This is a genomic window from Streptomyces albus subsp. chlorinus, from assembly GCF_013302895.1.
Lineage (GTDB): Bacteria > Actinomycetota > Actinomycetes > Streptomycetales > Streptomycetaceae > Streptomyces > Streptomyces chlorinus.
The window spans coordinates 3,970,355-3,990,831 of the sequence record NZ_VJOK01000001.1 but is presented as its reverse complement, the minus strand read 5'-3'; the positions used below and the strand labels follow the sequence as shown (position 1 = coordinate 3,990,831).

1 protein-coding gene (cut by both window edges) is annotated in these 20,477 nt (G+C 74.7%); it reads right to left on the bottom strand.

Every position in this 20,477-nt window falls within one protein-coding gene, locus FM076_RS17460, for a hypothetical protein, read on the bottom strand. The gene is 62,514 nt long; 2,210 of those nucleotides lie to the left of the window and 39,827 to its right, leaving coding positions 39,828–60,304 in view, spanning codon 13,276 (partial) through codon 20,102 (partial); the first complete codon in reading order (the gene reads right to left) occupies positions 20,474 to 20,476. The start codon and the stop codon both lie outside this window.

Sequence of the window (20,477 nt, the reverse complement as noted above, 5' to 3'; positions counted from 1 at the left end):
TTCCCTTGGTGGGGTCGGCGGCCATCGGCGAGATGTCGTGGGCGGAGGTGTCCTCCCATACGAGCAGCACCTGCGGTGGCGCACCCGCCGCCCGGCGGGCGTCCCGCTGCTCCCCGATCCGCGGCACCAGCACGGACGACACCCGTTCGGGCCGGAGCGTCCACCCGTCGAAGGCGCTGGTCAGCAGCCTGTCACCGAGGCGCAGGCCGCGCGGGTCCAGATCCGCCAGCTGGTACGCCTCGACGCCGGGCGGTGTGGGCGGGAGCATGGCGAGGCCCGAGCGTCCCATGGTCATGCTGGTGACCACCGCTTCCCGGAGCCCGTGCCGCTCGATCATGGACCAGGCACGTCGCAGCAGCTGCTCCTCGGGCCTCCCGAGATCCACCAGCACGGTGAACTCCGGGTCGGCCGCCAGCAGTTGCGGCATCGCCTGGCGGCCCGCCCGCGCCGCCCCGATCGCCGCCTTGATGCGGGCCATCAGCACGCGTCGCGCCACGTCCTCGGTGCCGTGCTCGATCACCGGGTCGAACAGTGCGGCATCGGTGGAGGCCAGGTTCAGTGCCCACACGTGCTCTCTTGTCAGGTCGCGGCCCAGCATGCCGCTGTGCAGCCGCAGGGGCGACCGGGCATAGGCCTCCCGCGTCTCCGCGCCCACGGACTGGAGCCCTGTGACCTCGGTGCCGCCCGCGCCGTCGAGTGTGCGCAGGTCCCGTTCCACGCCGAGCCCCCGCACGGGGAGCGTGGCCTCCCGGAGGGCCTGCCGTATCACGTGGTGGTGCGGGCGCTGCCACCACTGGCGGTGCTGGTCGCTGATCAGGTCCGCGGAGAAGTCAGGCGTCAGTACGGCGTGCACCCAGTCGTAGAGGCCGGCGCCGTCGACGACGGACAGGTCCGGGTCGGTCTCGTCCCGTATCCCGGCGTCGTGGGCGGCCCGCAGCTTCTCCCACAGCGAGTGCCCGGTGTCCAGGCCCAGCACGGCGTTGCGGAAGGACAGCCGCTGCACGCGGTCCAGCGGCAGCAGTGCGGCTGCCTGGAAGAGCAGCCGGAGGCGGGCGATGCTCTTCCCGGTCACCCGCAGTCCCCGCCGGCTGAACTCCTCACCCCTGAAGATGTGCTGGGGCAGCGGCTCGTCCGGCCCGCCTGTCGGGATGCCGGTCGTGTTCAGCTCGGGCCGCTCCCGCAGCAACGCCACCAGCCCGTGGCGCGCCCCCCCGGTGCCGTGGACGGCCGAGGCCAGCGCCCGGAACAGGTCACCGACCCAGGTACCGGGCGAGTGCACCAGAGTGTCCAGGAGCACGACGGGGTTCGCACCCGTCCCCCGGTCGGGGAAGAACGCGCTCGCCGCCGCCACCCGGCCGTAGTACTCGGACAGCAGAGCCCGCGTCTGCTCGATCACGGCCTTCACGGCCGCGCGGCTCTCCGGCGGCTGTACGGCCTGTTCCACGAACTTCTCGTAGTTCTCGGCGACGCTGCGGCGCTCGGCGAGCCCGGCGGTACTCGCGTCCGCCAGGACCACGAAGCCGCTGTCGCCCACCGCGTCCACCGCGTCCACCGTGGCACCGCCACCGTCGGCGTGCCGGGCGGCATGCGCGTCCCCGGCGTGCCCGGCGGCACCGCCGTCCACGGTGTCCTCGACGACACCGCGGTAGCGGTCGTCCTGGTACACGGCCGGCATGCGGGGCGGGTACGCCACCTGCGGTGCGGTGTTCCAGTACACCGGCTCGGGGACGGCCGCCTCCTGCCGCCGGTGCCAGGTGGCCGGCCGGTGCCGTACCGGCTCGCCGCCGTCGGGCCCGTACACGTCCCAGCTCGCTCCGCCCAGGGAGACCAGGTGCGCCAGCACATGGAGCTGGGGAGGCTCGCTCCCGGGCCCCGGGGTGACGGCCATCGGCGCCGGGACGGCGTGCAGGCGCAGCCCCCACTCGCGGGCCAGCCCGCGCAGGTCCTGCTCGACGGCCTCCCGTTCGGCCGCGCCGGCGCCCGGCCCGGTGACGCCGAACGCCACGACCAGGTTGCTCCGCCCGTCCCCGCTCGCCCGCTGGGCGGCCGAGCGGATGCGGTCGAGGTTCTCCTCGCGGGAGGCGCCGCGCGCCGCCACCCAGTCCGTCGCCGCACGCTCCTCGGCCGACAGCGGAATCGGCAGCCGGCCCCAGACGAGCCCACGCGCTTCCCACTCCCGGAAGACGACCTCGGTGGCCTCCGGCAGCCTGTCGTAGAACCACCGCGCCTCGGTGTCCGGGCCGTTGAAGTACCCGGTCGCCGCGGCCCTGGCGCCCCGCCGGCCGGTGAACTCGACGCGCTCCACCGCGTAGAGGCCGGCCACCGCCGACTCCGGCTGCGGACGCGCCGGTGCCAGGAACGCGCCCAGATTCAGCCTCGTTCCCGGTTCCACGTCCCGCTCACCGGGCGGTACCCGGCCGCCGTAGTGCAGCGCGGTGAACGTCTCCATCGGGGGGACCAGCTGGTGCTCGGGCCGCTCGGTCATGGTGGTGCCGTCGGTGAGGTCGGCCAGCTCGATCATGCCGCGGGTGGCGTTCGCGTCTCCCCTCTCGTGGAGGGTCAGCAGCCTCTCCTCCCACGGCGTGCGGGGGCCGACCCGGACAGTGCTGGAGCCGCGGTTGACCAGCTCCTCGTCCGGGAAGGGCACGTCCGTGCGCCGGCCGGTCCCGGCCGCACCCGGCTCCGGCACCAGCGCCGCGCGCCCGCCCCGGTAGGCACGTACGTACGACGGCCGTCCCCGCCCGTCCGGCAGCGTGTGCAGCGCCGCGCGGAGGCCCGAACCGTCCGCCCAGCCCAGCGCACCCGGCGCCGCGAACTCCCACACGGTGCCCCGCCACCGGGACGTCAGCTCCTCGTACGCCGCGGTCGGCTGCCCACCGCCGTCACCGCAGAACAGCACCCACAGGTCCGACAGCCCCTCGCCGCCCGGTTGGGACACCCGCCAGGCCATGTAGCCCGCCACCTGCTCCGGGGGCACGACGCCGCGGTGCCCGAAGAAGAACAGCACGCCCGGACCGAACCGCAGCCGGTGCCCAAGAGCGCCCCGGTCCGGTGCCGCGGGCCACTGGAACAGCGTGTCCACCGTCGGCAGCAGCGGCAGGAAGGGCTCCCGCGCCGCCCAGCCCCGCGGCGAGTGGAACCCGGCGAAGAAGCGGCCGACCCCGGCGGCACCCTCCCGGAACGCGGTTCCGGCCGGTACCGCCTGCCGCATGCCGCGCGGCACCCCGTGGGAGAGGGAGGACGCCTGTGGCCTCGTGCGCCTGGCCGCCGCCTCCGAGAACCTGCCGGGGGCCTGTTCGACGCCGGTGTCCGAGTCGGTGCCCGACTCCATGTCCGTGTCGTCGGGGGAGGGGATGTCACCGGGGCCGGGCGGCATCTGGTCGTCGCCGGCCGCCGGCACGCGCTCCGCGTCCGTCACCAGGATGTGCCAGTACGGAACGCCGAACTGGTCCTCCGGCTCGGCCCACCGGGCGCGGACCTCCCGCAGCCGCGTCCCGTCCGGGAACCGCGCCCAGCCGCGCGGTGTCGTCGCCGACGCCGACCCCTCGTACTCGTAGAGGGCCGGTACCGTGCCGGGCGCCTGCCGGCTGGGCTGGGCGGCGGCTTGGCCCGCCTGCCCGGGGTCGGCGAAGAGAATCCTGGCCACGCCCTCCTCGAACACGCGGCCGGGCTGCATGACCGCCGCCGCCTGCGGGATCGTCTCCCGCCACCAGCGCCGGGCCGGCTGCTGCTGACGGAACGCCAGCTCGCGCACCGCGTCCGACGCCGCGGCACGGTCGGCCGCCTCCAGGTCGTGCGGGTCGCGTCCCAGGTCGAGCAGCGCCAAGGCGCTCTGCCGCTGGTGGCTCAGCTCCGCGAAGCCCGGTACCTGTGTGCGGGCCCGGTCCGCCAGCCAGTCGGGACCGAGCACGTCCTGCGGGACGCGCAGCCGGTCCAGCAGCGCGGGGTCGTCGGTCGACTGCCGCGGTTGCAGCCAGGCGTCCACCGCCCGGAAGAACTCCGGTGCGCCGCGCAGGGCGGCGAGCCGCACCGGGTCGAACGCCCCGGCCACGATCTCCCAGTCGGGCGCGCTTCCCATGACGACGTCCAGCAGGCTGGAGGACGTCGGCGGCAGCATGGCCAGCAGGACCTTCCGGAACTGCCGCATCCGGTCGGGGCCCGGGGACACCAGGTTCGCGTAGGCGGAGGTCAGCGCGGACACGACCGGGGCCGTGCCGAAGGTGCGCAACCCCGCCACGGTGCCCGGCCGGACCGGGGTGTTCCTCGCGACCTCGACCGGGTCCACCCGCTCACCGGACGCCACAGCACGGAAGACCGCCCAGGCGGTGGTCAGGGCGACATCGGAGTCGTTGTGCTCCAGTCCCTGGACCGCCGTGTCGAGCGGACGGACGCCAGGCGACTGCTGCTCCGTTGCCTCCTCGGGCAGGCCGAACAGCGGCGCGACCCGGTTGCGCGTATCGGCGTCGTCCTCCTTGGCGCGGAACGCCTCGACGGCCGCCCTCCGCAGCTCGGCCCGCACCTGCGGGTCCTGCCGCAGCACCTCGCGGAGCGCCGCGTGGTACGTGTCGGCGCGGTCCAGTCCGGGCGGGGAGTGCAGTACCTCGTACTCCCAGCGGTCCGCCCTGCGCGCGGCACGGCCTTCCGCCGCCGACGGGTCCGGGACCGCCGCCTCGGTCCACTCGGGCGGCTCCCCCTCCGCGTTGGACACGAGAAGGTGGCCGGTGGGGTCCAGGGGCTCGTCGATGGCTCCGCCGGGGGCGAGGAGGGGCCGGCCGAGGGCGCCGGCCAGCTGCTCGGCGGGCGAGGACGACGACCCCGCGCCGTGTCGTGCGGCGTTGTGCAGCGCCGCGCCGAGCCGCGTCCGGTCGGTGGCACCCGCCTCGCGCAGTGCGGGCCGCAGCTCGTGTCCGAGGGTCCGGGTGTCGAGCCACCGTCCGCCGTACCGTCCCGGCGCGTAGTAGTACGGCCCGATGCCGAAGCCGTGCAGCCACAGCGGCGTCCCGGACTGCTGGTCGGCCCACGGGGCCGGCCGCGGCAGGGAGTGCTGCCCGTGGTGGACGGACACATAGCGCGGCGCGTCGGTGAGCAGCCGGTGCGCCGTCGCCACCGTGCCGTGCCCCCCGTCCAGCGGGTGGAAGCTGACGGCCGACCGGCCGCCGCCGGTGGCGGCGATCTCGCGGGTGAACAGGTCGCGGTCCCAGACCGGCCGCGCCGGCGGGTCGTCCACGCGCATGGTGACCACGGTGTACTCGGCGCCGTTCGGGCCCTTTTCGGTACGGACGGCGGCTCCGGTGCGTCCGCTCGTGTGCCGCAGCAGCACCTCCTCGCCCGTCAATGCCGCGGCCGCCGCCGGGTTGAGCAGCGACAGGTCCCGCACGGGCGAGTCCTCCACCTCCAGCACCACCGACCGCGACGCCGGTCCGGTGTCGCCGCCCTTCACCGCGGCCCGGTGCCTCCGGTCCAGCCGCTCGGAGACCCGCTCCGACTCGACCAGCCACTGCTGGAAGCCGCCCACGGGCAGCGGACGGCCCGCCAGCAGCTCGTCCAGTCCGAGACCGCCGGGCAGCTCGTCCTCGCGGAACACCAGCCAGGCGGGCCGGCCGGCAGGCAGCAGCGGCAGGGAGGCCAGCCCCGAACGCGTCATCGACGCATGGTCCGGCACCGCCTCGAACGCCCCGGCCCGTGCCATGTCGACGACGCGCTCGGCGAGTTCACGCGCTGACGCGCCGGCCTTCTCCCAAGCGGCGAACTCCCGGTCCGCCTTGAGCAGCGACGGGTACGGCCGGCCGTCGAGCCGCACCGCGCGCAGCTCCCGCTCGATCCGCGTCAGCAGCGCCTCGCCGCGGGGACCCCGACCGGTGTCCGCCCACGGCAGGCCGAAGAGCCAGGCGTCGGTGGTCGCCAGGAACAGCGCCGTGTACTGCACCTGGTCGACGCCGTCGCGGAACGTGGTCCACGCCGCGTGCCGCTCCGCCCAGTCGGCGAACGCCACCCGGAACGTGTGGGGTATCAGCAGCTGGGCGACCGGGTTCTTCTGCGTCGCTTCGCCGGCCATCTGAACGAAGTCGTCGTGCTCGAGGCCGGGCGCTTGCGTGGTCCTCGCCGTCTCGGCCAGGTACGCGGCGTGGTGCGGGCGCCGCAGCCCCGCCATCTGCTCCTCGGAGAGCGAGGACAGGTCGAGACCGGCCGCCTCCGTGTGGGCGTGCAGCGCGTCGTAGAGCCGGGCGCCGTCGGCCAGGTGCAGGTCGGGATCGCTCGCATCCCATACCTCCGCGTCGTGCGCCCCCTGCCACGCCTCCAGCAGCGTCAGCCCCTTGCCCAGCGCCCAGCCGAACACGGCGGGACGCAGGTCCAGCAGTTGCTCCTCGGTCAGCCCGGCCATCCGGGCGGCCCGCAGGAACCGCTCCACCAAAGCGGTGGGGCGCCCACTCGTGCGCAGGCCGCGGCGGCCGAGCCGCTCCACTTCGTGACGGGGCGCGGCCGGTGCCTCCTGCCACTCCTCGACGGGCAGCACGCCGTGGTCCGCCCACTCGGGTTCCGCCCCGTGCTCCCGCAGCCGCGCGGCCAGCGTGAGCCGGTGCCGGGGGCCGGTGTTGGCGTGCACGGCGGTGTCGAACGCGTCCATGAGGCGGACCGCCGCCCCCTTGGTGGCCTCGCCACGGAGCAGCCGCCTCAGACGCACGGCGTAGTGGTCGTGCGGGTCGCCGTCGGAGAAGAACGCGCGGGCCGCGAGCGGGCGGGAGCCGTGCGGCTGGGCGAGCCGCTCCCACAGCCCCCGCACCGCCTCCTGCATCAGGGCGTGGCCGCTCTCCACCAGGGCGCCCGCCAGGAACTCCACATGTGCCTGTTCGGCCTCCGCCCACACCTCGGTGCCGTACAGGTGCGGGAACCGGGGCGGGTAGGCGGTCTCCGGCGCCGCGTTCCAGTGCACCGCGTCCGGGTAGGCGTCGGCGCCGGCCCGCCCGGAAAGCGTCAACTGGAGCTGCTCGGGCTCCGCGCCGCTCTCGGTGTAGACCTCCCAGCCGGCCGCCGGCTCGGCGACGGTGTCCTCCAGGAGGTGCAGCGTCGGCGCCGCGCCGTCCCGGCCCGGGGTGAGGGCGGTCGGTGCCCACACCAGGTGCAGTCGCACACCGGTGGTGAGGGCCGTCGCCCTGAACTCCGCCCGCGCCTCCACGTCGTCGGCGAGAGCGGTGACGTCCATCAGCACGGCGAGGTCGCGCATGCCGTCCCTGGCCGCCCGCTCGGCAGCCGACCGGACGCGCCCCAGCAGGTCGGCGCGAGTGCCGTCGCGCCCGGCCACGAACGCGGTGCGCTCCCGGTCGAGCGGCAGCTCGAAGCGGTCCCCGACGCGCTCGCCCCGGTCGTCGTACCGCCAGCGCACCCCCTCGGTGGCCCGGTGCAGGTCGCGGTAGTGGGTCCGGGCCAGCCTGTCCGGCTGGTTGAGGAAGAGGGTGGTCCTCACGTGGCCCTGTCCGTCGCGGAAGTGCCACTCCCCGACCGCGTACCGGCCGCGCGTGCCGTCGGCGAGCCACCGGTGCGGAGGCACCAGCCCCCGCGGGAGGTCACGGGCCGCGTCGGGGCCGGGGCGGACGAGTCCGCGCGTGCCCTCGTACAGGTCGGCGGCCTCCCGGCGCAGCATCGCGTCCGCCCCCTGGGGGGCGTAGCCGGCGGCGTCGGCGGCCCGGAGGACCTGGAAGAGCGTCGTGTCCCACCGCTGGGTGCCCAGCACGCCGAGGACGGCACGCAGGATCTCCGGCCGGTCCGCCGGCCGCAGCCCCAGGCTCTTGTGCGTCTCGAAGGCGGCGTGCAGGAACGGTGTGAGGTCCTCGGAGCCGACGAGGTAGCCGCGCTCGGCCAGCTCGGCCGCCCGCGACGGCGCCGTGGCCCGCGGGGCCGCTGTCGTCAGGCTCCCGTGCTCCAGCTCCGCGGCGTGGTGCAGCACCGCCTCCAGGAACGCGCCGCGCTCGGGCCGCCCCCGCTCCCCGAACAGCGCCTGGTCCCGCGGCTCCTCGGCCGCCCCCGGGTGCCACCGCCGGTGCAGCGCGTCGAGCGCCCGGTCCTCGGCCGCGCGCGCTGCGGCGTCCTGGGACAGCGCCGCCCCCATCAGCCGCTCGTACGAGGCGGCCCGCTCCGGCCACTCCGGGCCGTACCGTGGCCGGGACAGCGGGGCCTCCACGGCGTCGAGGGCCTCCGGCTCCCCCTGGTCCGGCGCCAGGAGCCAGGGGGCCACCCACGCCAGCGTCTCGGCCACGGACGGCTCGGTGAGGGGCTCCCCGCCGCGCTGCTCCGCCTGCTCCTGTGCGTCCTCCTCCGCCGCGATCTGCTCGGCGACGAGGTCGTGGAGCCGCGCCTCGGCCAGGGCGGGGTCGGGCTGGGCCTGGGTCAGGTCGAGTCCTGGGAGCGGGTTCGCCGCTCCGTCCAGCGCGTTCTCGTCGCCACCCCCCTGGAGCAGGTTGCGCCGGTCGCTCCAGAAACGGATGTCTTGCGGATGGTCCCCGGCGGGCCGGTCGTTGTACAGCTCGTCCTCGGGCAGCGGCACCTCGCTCGCTTCCCGGCCCACCTCGCCCTGGCGCGGGAAACGCGTCACCCGCCCGTCCGGACCCGCCGTCAGCAAGTACGCGGGCCCACCGGGCCGGTTGTGCCACCCCGTCTGCTCCGCCGACGCACCCTGTGCGAGAGCGGACTCCTCCGGCGCCGCGAACACCGTGCCCCCATGCCGCACGGCCCACTCCCGGTACGCCTGGGGCATCAGACCACTGCCGTCACCGCACGGCGCCGCCAGCAGGTGCGTGACCTGCTCGCCCCGCGCCACCAGCCACTCGACGAACCGCACGCCCAGCGTGGCCACGGCCTCGGACGCGGGACCGCCGTGCGCGGCGAAGACCATCGGCCGGGCCCCCTCCGGCAACAACCGGAACGCCCTGCCCACCGGCTCGCCCTCGGCGCCCACCGACCAGGAATGGAACTCCACGGACGCCGACACCCGCTCCAGCCACGGCAACCTCCCCGCCCACTGACCGGACGGGAACACACCGGCCCACCACGAACCGTCCGCCGAACGGCCATAGCGGAACTCGCCCCAGCCCCGGAACACCTCCGACACCCCACGCGGGACCTCGGGCAGTCCGGCGCGCTCCTCGCCCGTGCCCTGTGCGGTACGGACGGACAACGCGCTCTCGTCCACCCCGCTGTCCCGGGACGGCACCGTCCCCTGGGACCCGTCGTTCCCGCCCGGCGCGTCAAGGCCCTCGGCCGGGGAGGCGGTGCCCTCCACGGGCACCAGCGTGATGTGCCAGTACGGCCTTCCTCCGGACAGCTGGGACCCCTCGACCCACCGCGCCGATACCGCCCGCATCCTCGTCTCCTCGGCGAAGACGTGCACGCCCTTCCACACCAGGGGCGCAGGCCCCGACGTGGCCTCGAACAGGTACACCACCGGGTCCGTCGCGGGCTCGTCCGGCAGGCCCCAGTTCCCCGGGTCGCCGGACAACTGGGCGATGTCCTCGAAGGCCGCCTCGGGGTCCGAGTAGCCGCGCAAGAACCGGGCCGCGGCCAATCCGCGCTGCCGCACCACCTCCGCCAGGCCGGGGTGTTCCCAGTGGGCCCACATGACGCTGCCCGGCCGGTCCTGGGCGGCCAGTTCGACCAGCGCGTCACGGGCCGTCCGCCACTCGTCCCGGGTCAGCGCGGCGTCGTCCATCCCCAGCAGGCGCAGGTGCGCCAGCGCGGCGCGCTGCTCGGCGCCGAGCGCGGCGACGCCCGGGGTGTCCGCGTCGGGCAGGTACCGCTCGGCGATCGCTTCCTGCGGCAGCCGCGGCCAGTCCGGCAGCTCCCGGTCCGCCCCCGGCAGGTCCACGCGGAGGCACCGGTCGTTCACGCGGTAGAACCGCGCGGCCGGGCTGAGGACGAGCTGCCGGAGGCCGTACGCGCCCGTCACCCGCTCCCACACGGGAAGGCTGCCGAAGACCGCGTCGAAGAAGTGGCCCGAGCCGGAGAGCCGGAGTCCCGCCATCATGACGCCGAGGAAACCGGGAAGGTCCACCTCCTCCACGGGGGTCAGCGACGCGTAGGTGTACGTCATCCGGTGCACCAGCGGCGCGGCGCCCTGCGTCAGCACGCCGGCCGGTATGCGGGGCTGCCCGCTCCCCGCCGTGCGAGGTCCGGGGGCGTACCGGTCGGCCACCGCCCGGATCACCTTCCACGCGGTGAGGAAGGCCCCCTCCTCCTCCGGATGCCGGGCGAGCCGTTCCACGCGGTCCTCGACCGAGCGGCCCTCCTCGGCTGCCGGCAGGCCGCCGATCCGGGCCACCGCCCGCCGGACGTCCTCGTGCGCGGCCATCGCCCGGAAGGCCTGGGCGGCGGCCCGCACGGTCAGGGTCCTCAGCTCGGGCCGCGACGCCAACGTCTCGGCCACGGCCGACTCGTACGACTCGGCCGCCGCCCGCCACTCGTCGGCGTTCCTCGCCACGGCGGCGCGCTCCCACGCCGTCGACGGTGCCGACGGCTCGGGGCTCGGCCCCTGAAGCCTGTCCCCGGCCACGTGCTCGGTCCACCCGGGCCAGGGCCCGCCCCGGACCCCGGTGAGCACCAACGGCTCCGACGCCGGCACGGAGGCCACCGCGCCGGAGGGAGCGACGAGGGAACGGCGGTGGCCCAGCAGGTGGGCCAGCGACTGGGCGTGCTCGCCACCGGCGTAGTCGAACGCCGCGACCACCGACGCCTCCTGGGACGCCCCCCAGTCCTCCAGCAGCCGCCGCGCCTCGGTGACAAGGCCCCCGGCGCTCGTCGCCATCGCGCCGTACCGACCGCCCACGTGGTGGAGCAGCCCGTCGCCGTGGGCGGAGAAGACATACCGCTCCCCGGCGTCCCGTCCCGGCAGGGTGTGCGGCCCGGAGCGGCGGCCGTCGCCGCTGACGGCCACGTACTCCCGGGCGTCCAGCAGGCGTGCGTCGGTGCCGGCCGCCTGCCGGGCCCGCGCCACCGCCGGCGGGGCGAAGCTCGCCCCGCGCGGCTCGCCGTCGCTGTCCGTGACGGTGTGGGAGTACACCTCCCGCTCCCACATCGGCGGCAACGGCCTGCGCACGGCGTGCAGTTGGACGACCGTGTAGGGCGTTTCGCCGCCGATGGGCACGGGCGGGGCTCCCGTCGCCCTCGCCGCCGTGTCCTCGGCTGTCATCGCCGTCGAGTCCCCGGGGGCGAGCAGGGACAGATCACGGGCGGGGGTGCCGGAGACCTCCAGCACCAGCACCCGCGGCGCGTTCTCGGAGTGCTCGCCCCACTGCGCGTGCAGGAGACGTATCTGCTCGTGGGCCTGTCCGACGGAGACCGCCCACCGCTGGAAGGCGGGGAACGACACCGGGCGGCCCTCCAGCAGCTCGTTCAGCGAGACACCGCCCGGCAGTTCGTTCTCCGGCAGCACCAGCCACAGCGGCTGCTGCGGCGGCACCGACGGCAACGCGGCCAGCCCCGACCGCGTCATCGCGGCCAGGCCCGCCAACTCGTCCTCGATCCGGACGTTCTCGTTCGACAGGGCCGTGAGCAGCTCCCGCGTGTACTCCATCAGTTCGGCAGTCGGCACTCCGCGTTCGACGAGTTCGTCGAAGCCCGGGTCCTCCCGCAGCGCCTGCGGGTACGGGCGCAGGCCGGCGCGGGCGGCATCCAGCTCCCGCTCCACCCGCTGGAGCAATGCCTCCCTCGCCGAGGCGGCGTCGTACCCGGACCATGCACCGAGCAGTCCGGCGTCCGAGAGCGCACGGCTCAGCGCCCAGTGCCGGGCGATGTCCATGTTGGCCTTGAGCAGGCCCGGGACGCTGTGGTCCTCGAGGAAGTACGCGTACTCGCGCCGCGTCCGCGGCGCGGTCTGGAGGAAGACGTCGCCGGTGTCCAGCGCCGACGGGTCGTCCAGCACCGACAGTTCGTCGTGACGGGTGGCCTGCGGGAGCGGCCAGCGACTCTCCAGCCGTGCGAACGCGCGGTGGTGCGGGCGCTCCAGTTCCGCTCGCTCGCTCTCCGTGAGCCGCTCCACGCCGAGCTGGGGCAGCAGCTCCGCGTGCGCCCAGTCGTCCAGCGCGGCGGCGTCGACGACCGCCAGGTCCGGGTCCGTCCCGGCCCGCACCCCTGCCGCGTGCGCGGCCCGCAGGACTCCGAGCAGCCCTCCCTCTTCGTTGAAGGAAAGGCTGAAGGCCAGCACTTCGGTACGCAGGTCCAGCAGTTCCTGGGGGCTCAGCCCGAGCATCCGGGCGGCCAGGAAGACCTGCTGGAGGTTTCCGACGTTCCTGGAGGCCCACAGCCCGCGCCCCTGCGCGTCGTCGAGCATGACGGCTGTCGGCAGCTCGCCCGGCTCGCCGGTCCGCAGCCCGTGCGTGTTCACATCCGGCCTGGTCCGCAGCAGTTCCGTCAGGGTGTACGGCGCCCTCCCGGCGCCGCCGATCGCCCGCCGCAGGGCCCGGTACAGCTGTTCCCGGGCTTCGGGGGTGGAGCCCTCGGACAGCAGGGCGTGCAGACCCTCCACCGCGGCCTCGTCGGAGTCGGCGCCGGGCAGGAACGCCCGCGCCGCCGCCTCGTGGCCGTGGTGCTCGGCCAGCAGCTGCCACAGCCGGTCGGCCACCGTCGGCAGCGGCCTGGTCGGGGGCTCCGTCTGCGACACAGCCCTGCCGAGGGCGATCTCGTACGTCGCCTGGCTGTCGGCCCACTCGTCATCGGCGTAGAGGCGGGGGTACTGGGCCGGGTGCGTCACCTCCACCGGCGCGTTCCAGTACACCCGGTCCGGATAGTGCTCCGCCCCCACCCACGCGGCACCCGCCGACGACCCCGGCCGCGACACCGCCTCATCCGCTCCGGACACCCAGCCGGCCTCACCCGGCACCACGTCCCCGAGCACATGGATCCGCGCAGGTACCTCACCCCGCGCAGGAGTCACCGCCACCGGCACCGGGAAGGCGGACTCCACCCCACCGGAGGCACCCCGCACCGGCGCGAAGACGCCATGCACCCGCACCCCCGATGCGGCCTCGACCTCCGCCCGAAGGCGCGCGAACTCCTCCCACGCCCCCGCATCCCGCACACCGGCACCCGTCAGCACCACCAGATGGGACATCCCGTCCCGGGCCGCACGCGCGGCAGCCCACCGCACCCGGCCCCACCGGTCCGCCCAGGCACCCTCGCGCGCCGCCACGAACGCCGTACGCTCCCGCTCCTCCAGCCACGGCACCGCCTCCGACAGGCCCACCAGCGACCCACGCCCGTCACGCGACCAGAAGACGACCTCCGCCACCTGCGGCAACACGTCGTAGAACCCACGCACCGACGCGTCCGGGCCGTTGAAGAACCCCGACACCCGCAGCCGGCCCTCATCGTCCAGGTGCTCCACCCGGTCCACCGCGAAATACCCCGGCACCGGGTCCACCAGCTGCCGATGCGGCGGCACCAGCGCCCGCTCCCACTCCGGCGACAACCCCTCAGCCGGCACAAGCGCCTCACCGGCCCGGTCGTAGAACTCCGCAGCCTCCGCAAGCAGCGGATCGCCCAACCCCGGCAGCTCATAGCCGGCCGACGACGCCGCGCGCACCAGCGTCAGCAGGGACACGCCCCACCCCTCCACACCCAGCACACCGGCCGCCACCGCACGCACGAACGGCAGCCGGTCCTCCACCGGCAGCTCCAGACGCCCGTGCACCGCGAAGACCACCTCGAAGAACGGACGCAGCGCTTCCTCCCAGGCGCCGACCCCGTGGCCGCGCTCCGACAGCCACGTCCAGCTCTCGGCGGAAAGGTCCGGCCCCGAAGGCTGCCCCGAGGTCACCTGCTGGAGCCGCCCGATGTGCCGCAGAACGGCCCAGACGAAGGCGCCACGCTCCGGTCGTGCACGGTCGCCGAAGAGTTCTCCCACCGGAACGCCGTCGTTCGCCTCGTCCAGCTCCCGCAGCAACGCCGGGAGGGCCTCCAGCGCGCGTTCCTCCGCCGCACGAGCCTCCAGGTCCCGCACCAGCGCCGAACCCAGCAACTGCTCGAACAGCCCGGCCCGCCGGACCCACCCCTCCCTGTTCCCGTACAGCGCGGCGAACTCGGCCGGGGCCGACCCGCGCACGGGGAGCGTCAGCTCCGGTGCCTCCTCCATCTCCTGCCGGCCGAGCAGGGGGGCCTCGCGGGACAGCCACCCGATGACCCACCCGTCCTCGGGGGCACGGCCCGTCTCCTGGAGACCGGGCCCGTCGGCGAGCCCGGCAGCCTGACCCCACGCCATGAAGGCGTCCTGGTCCGGCGAGGGCTGATCGAACCGGACCTCCGGCTCCACGAGTTCGTCGACGGCCCGGATCATCGCGCCCGGATCCCAGTCGGCGCCGAGCCCCTCCGCCAGGAACGCCGACCTGTAGCCACGCTCGTAGGTGTCCCGGTCCCTGTTGACCAGTTCCTCGGGCGGATACGGCACGTCCGTCTCGACCTGCCAGGAGGAGGCCCGGTTCGGATACCTCAACGCCCTGCCGTCGGGCCGCTGCACCCACATGAACGACGGCAGCTCGCCGTCGGGCAGCACGTGGATGCCCACCCCCTGGCCGTCGCGACCGGCGGCCACCGACGCCGCGCCCTTGAAGGAGACGAACGTCTTCTCACGGCTCGCGGCCCAGCGGCCGTACACCTCCGGCGGACGCTCTCCGCCGTCCCCGCACCGGACGGCCATCACCGCATCGATGTCCCAGCCGGGCTGGGAGGCGACCCAGTTGACGAGGTACACCACCTGGTCCGGGGCAAGCCCCCCGGCACCGGGGCGGCTCAGGCCGTGGGCCTGGAAGTACAGCACCGACCGGTCCGGGCCGAAACGGGTCGGGAACCCGGTGCTCACCCGGGCGTCGGCCGGGCCGTGCCACACGTGCAGCGACGTGGACGGCGACAGCCACGGCTCGAACGGCAACCGCTGCTGCCAGTCGCGCGGCCGGAACCAGCCCGCCCACAGCGCGCCGTCCTGACCGCGGCCCATCCGCAGCTCGCCCTCGCCCCCGAACCACTGGCGCATCCCCCGCGTCATCGCGGGAACCGGCGACGAGGACGTGGCCGCGGGGGCGAGCGCGGTTCCGGAAGCGTCGGAGCGGACCTCCGCGTACCGCACGCGCAGGTACGGTTCCTGGCCCGGAGGCTCGGTCCACGCGACGGACTCCACCCGCACCGGGGTCGGACTCCCCGGGTAGCGCAACCGCTGGAACAGCGTCGTCGGTGCCGACCCCGCGGTGATCTCGAACAGCGCACGCACGCGCCCCGGGCGGGCCGGCAGGCCGCCGCGCAGTGTCTCCGCCACCTGGCGCTGGTCCGTGTCCGCCCGCTGGAAAGGCGGCAGCTCGCGCCGTTGCCCCTCCCTCGGAACGGACCTCTGCGGCAGGTATCCCGCCCACAGCCCCGTCCTCGGCTGCCACGGCTGCCTGGCCGCCAGTTCGCGCAACGCCGCGTGGGCCGTCCGCAGGTCGTCCGGACCGAGCCGTGCGGCATCGCCCGAAAGCTCCAGTCGCACCAGAACGTTCCGCTGCTCCGCGCTCAGTCCGGCCCAGCCGGGCAGGTCGGGCTGGTTGTCCGCCAGTGCCTGGGACAGTGCGTCCTGCGGAGGCCGCAGCGCGTCGCGCAGCCTCGCGTCGGTCGTCAGATCCCGCGGGCGCAGCAGCTCGTCCGCCGCCCGGTAGAGGCCCGGACCGCCGTCGAACGCGAGCGCCTGGGGCTGGGGCGCGCCGATCCGCTGCAACGCGGCCTGGCTGCCCACGAGCACGTCCGCGAGGCCACCGGCTCCTCCCGCCAGCAGTGCCTTCTGGAAGAGCAGCGCGTCATCGGGGCTGCTGCTCACCCGGCGCACGAAGGTGTCCATCAGCGCGTGCACCCTCGGCGCGGTCCCGCTGGTAATGATCCCGGCCTCGGACAGTCGCGCCGGCTTGTCCTCGACCCTCCAGGTGACTCCGGTCGCCCTGGCGACCCGGCGGAAAACGGCCAGCGCGGTCCTGAGCTGCTCCTGGGTTCCGGAGGCCAGTTGGCGCACCGCCTGGTCGAGAGGCTGGTCGCCGGGGTCGTACGCCTGCCGCGGCGTCTCCCGCGGCAGCCCCAGCTCCCGCGCCACCGCGGCCCGTACATCGACGTCGGCGGCGTTCCGCTCGAAGAGCGTGCGGGCGGCACGGACAGCGGCGGCACCGACCTCCAGCCGGTTCACCAGCACCTCGCGCAGCGCCGACTCGTACTCCACGACCACCGGGAACCACTCCTGGTACGAGGCAGCCGCGTGCTCCCAGGCGGCAGCCCTCCGCACCGTCGGCGCCGCCGTTCCGCCCACCTGCCCGGGGGCGGTGCGGTCGGACAGGCTGGTGCCCCGGGCCGACGCCCACACCTGCCGGGCGGGGACGACGATGTACTCGACGCCGCCCACCACTCGAGGCTCCAGCGAGGGCGCGGGCCCCTCCAGGACGATGTCCTCGCCCGCGAGCGCGACCCCGGACCCCGGGGCGACCAGGGCCGGGTCGCGGAAGGAGAGCGGGTTGTCCACCCGTACCGCCACCAGTCGTGGGGCACGTCCGTCCGGTCCGGCCTCCTCACGCAGCTGGTCGTGCCGCTCACGCAGCAGCTCTGTCAGTTTCCTTTCCGACAGGGCCCCCGCCGTGAACGCGCGCACCGACATCTGCCAGTCGCCGGGCAGCTCGCCCAGGCGCAGCCCGCCCGGCAGCTCGTCCTCGGAGAGGACCAGCCACACCGGCTGCCCCTCCCGCAGTCGGGGCATCTCGGCCAGACCGGTCCGCGCCACCGCGGCGTACGACGGATCGGCGTCGAACCGCTCGCGGTCCTCGAGCGCCAGGCGCAGCGTCTGGAACTGGTCGGGGGAGATCCTGCCGGCGAGGGTGGGAAGCGACTCGGCGTACGTCTCCCGCATACCCAACGGCATCCCCAGCAGGGACGCCACGGTCATGCGTTTCCCGGTCCACTCCGCGATGAGCTGGTCGTACTTCTGGATGGAGTCCCAGGTCTCCAGCCGCTGCTGCGCATACAGCGGCGGGCGCAGATGGTCGCGCAGGCGGGGCTGCTCGTAGGCGTCCTCGGGAACCAGCTTCTCGTGCGCCCAGTTCAGCAGCGCCGCGGCGTCGGCCACGGACAGATCCGGGTCGGTGCGGTGCACCACGCCCGCGTCGTGCGCGGCCCGCATGACGTCGAAGAGGGTTCCGTTGTTGTCCAGGGACCAGCCGATCAGTGCGGTGCGCAGCCCCAGGAGCTGCCCCTCGTCGAGGCCCGCCATCGCGGCGGCGCGGAACATCCGCTGGAGGGTCACCACGTTGTTCACGGACGTCCGCAGCCCGCGCTGCGCCAGCCGCTCCTCCTCGAAGGCGGACGTGGCCGGCAGCATCTCCCAGCCATCGGCCGGGAACCCGTGGGTGTTCAGCTCGGGCCGGTTCCGGAGCAGCTTCGTCAGGGTGTAGGGAGACCTGCCGTTTCCGTCCACGGCGGCGCGGAAGGCGTCGAGGAAGAATCCCACGAGGTCCGGGCGAGGGCTCGTCTCCAGCATCCTCTCCAGCGCTTCGGCGTCCGCCGAAACCCTGGGGAAGAAAGCGGCGGCGGCCATGTCACGGCCGTGGTGTTGCGACAGCAGCTGCCACAACCCGAGCACGGCCAGGCTGACCGTCTCGTGCGCGCTCTTGTCCCCACCGCGGACAGCTTCGCCGAGGTAGGACTCATGCAAGGCCACCTTCCGCAACCACTCCTCGGAGCGGTACAGGCCCGGGAACTGCGGCGGGTAGGCCACCTCCGGCTCGGCGTTCCAGTACACCGGATCGGGGAGGGCGTCCGTGGCGGCCGGCACGGGGTCGGCCGGCGCGACATGCCGCGGCTTGGCACCGCCCGGCTCGTAGACCTCCCAGCCCGGCTGCCCCTCACCCAGATGGGCGAGCACGTGCAGCCGCGCGGGCACGGTGCCCCGCGGCGGGGTCACGGCGTCCGGCACGCGCAGCGTCCACACCCGCACGCCCGTCTCGTCGATGACGCGCCGCAACGGCTGCGGGAGCCGCGCACCGCCCTGATCCCCGGTGGCGGCGGGGTCGCGCACGTCGCCCGCGAGGTGCCGCGGCGCGCCGAACCCGTCCTGGCCGCCCATCAGGACGACGACGTCGGCCAAGCCGTCCTGGCGTGCCCGCCGCACGGCCACGCGGACCCGCTCCAGCCGCTCCTCCGCCGAGCCGCCGCGGACCGCGACGAAGGCTGCCTCTTCCCACGGCACGGTGGAAGCGGCGCCGACGGGCACGCCCCGCTCGTTCCGGTTCCAGAAGACGGCCTTCCTGATGCCCGGCAGCTGCCGGTAGTGCCCGCGCACCGCCACATCGGTGGCGCGGAAATATCCGGCCACACGGAGCCGGCCGGCCTCGTCGGTGTGCTCGAACGCGTCCACCGCGTAGTAGCCCGGCGCCGGGTCCACGACCTGGCGGTGCGGCGGCACCAGCGCACGTTGGAGGACGGCGTCGGACAGCGCCGCCCCCTCGCCGCCGAACCTCTCGGAGGCCCACTCGTACAGCGCCTCGGGCGCCCGGTCCAGCAGGCCGTCCTCACCGGCGCCCTGGTAGCCGGCGAGGTGCGCCGCCTGCACGATCTGGGCCAGGGACACGTCCCACCGCTGCCTGCCGAGGACCTCCCCGATGACGCCGTCCCGGAACGGGATGCGGTCCGCCTCCGGCAGCTCCAGCGCGGCGTGCGCCTGGAAGGCGGCGTACAGGAACCGGGCCACGTCGTCGGACCCGAGCAGATGGCCCCGGTCCGCCAGCTGGGCCGCGTCGGGCTCCAGCGGCCACTGCCTCACCGTCGCGGTGTTCACCAGCTCCGGCAGATCCCCGACGCGGCGCAGCAAGGCCGCGGCGAACCCTGCCTCCGCGGGCCGGCCGCCAGGACCGAACAGCGCCACGTCGCGCTCCGCACCGTGCGGGTGCGGCAGCCGGGTGTGGAGCCGGTCCAGCGCCCGTTCCACCGCCGCCCGGGACGCCTCGCCGGGCGACGCGGTGAGCGCACGGCCCAGGGCGCCCTCGAAGATCCGGTAGCGCCGGTGCGTGACGCGGTCGGCGTGCGGCGCCCACCTGTCGACGGCCGGCTCCTCCACCATGCCGGTGTCGGCCGAGAAGCCGACGTCCGTCGTCTCGTCGTCCGCCAGGCCGACGTTCGCCGTCTCGTCGTCCGTCAGGCCGACATCCGTCATCGTGTCGTCCGCGAGGCCGACATCGGTCATCTCGTCGTCCGACAGGCCGTCGTCCTGCGTCCCGGCGTCCAGCAGCCCGCCGTCCGCCGTCTCTTCGTCCGGCTCCTCGAAGAGGAACCCGGCCCTCCGCTCCAGCGTCTCGGCAATCAGCTCATCGGTGTCCTGCCGGGTGTCCTCGAGAGCGTCGAAGCTGTCCGGGTCGACGACGTCGTTGTACGCGCTGTCCATGTCCAGGGCCGGCGTCTGCCGGTCACCGAGGGACGGGAGCCCCTCCCGCCATCCGGCACGCGGGCCCGCCGGGCCGGTGCCCCAGGCACGGTTGACCAGTTCCTCGGGCGGATACGGCACCTCCGACCGCCACCCGAGCCCAGCCGCACCCGACTCCGCCGGCACCCGCGACACCTGCCGCCCGCCCTCGTACACCCGCATGTACGACGCACGGCCCGCACCATCGGGCAACGCGAACAAACCCGCCCCGCGCCGGGAAGCGTCCGACCAGCTCAGCGCACTCGCACCCGAGAAGTCCCACACCCTCACACCGCGCCGCGACAGACCCGCGTACGCCTCCGACGACAGCCCACTCCCATCCCCGCACGGCAACGCCACCACATCCGCCACCCGCGGAACACCAGACTGCGACAGCCACCAGTGCACATAGCGCACCACCAGATCCGGCGACACACCACCCGCACGCCGCGCACCATGCCCGAAGAAGAACAGCACACCCTCACCGAACCCCAGACGATGCGCCATGGCACCCGCCTCGGCCGGCTCGGCCGGTACGAACAGCGTGTCCACCCTCGACAGCAACGGCAAGAACGGCTCCCGCACCGCCCAGCCCCCCGGCGAATGCTGCCCCGCCCAGAACCGGCCGGAAGCACCCGCACGACCCTCCCGGAACTCCCCGGAAGCGAACCACTGCTCGCGCACCTCACGCGGCAGCCGAGGCACCACCACCGGCACCGAAACCCCGGACGACTGGCCCTGGGAGGACCGGTGGCCGGCCGATTCCGACACCTGTGCCGTGTGGCTCCGCTCGGTGGCGGCGAGGTGATCGATCAGGTCACCGAGCACCTCCCGGTGGTCGTCCAGCCACTGTGCGGCCCGGGTGTCCTGCGGCCAGTCCATGACCGCGAGGGCGTGCTCGTCAGGGAACAGGCCCTCGGGAGCCACGTGTTCGCGCAGCTGCGCCTCGTCCAGCCGCGGGATGCGCCGGTAGCGCGTCCAGTTGTCCCGGTAGGCGAACTGGTGGGCGTCACCGTCACCGCGCTCCGCCAGCAGCTCGGCG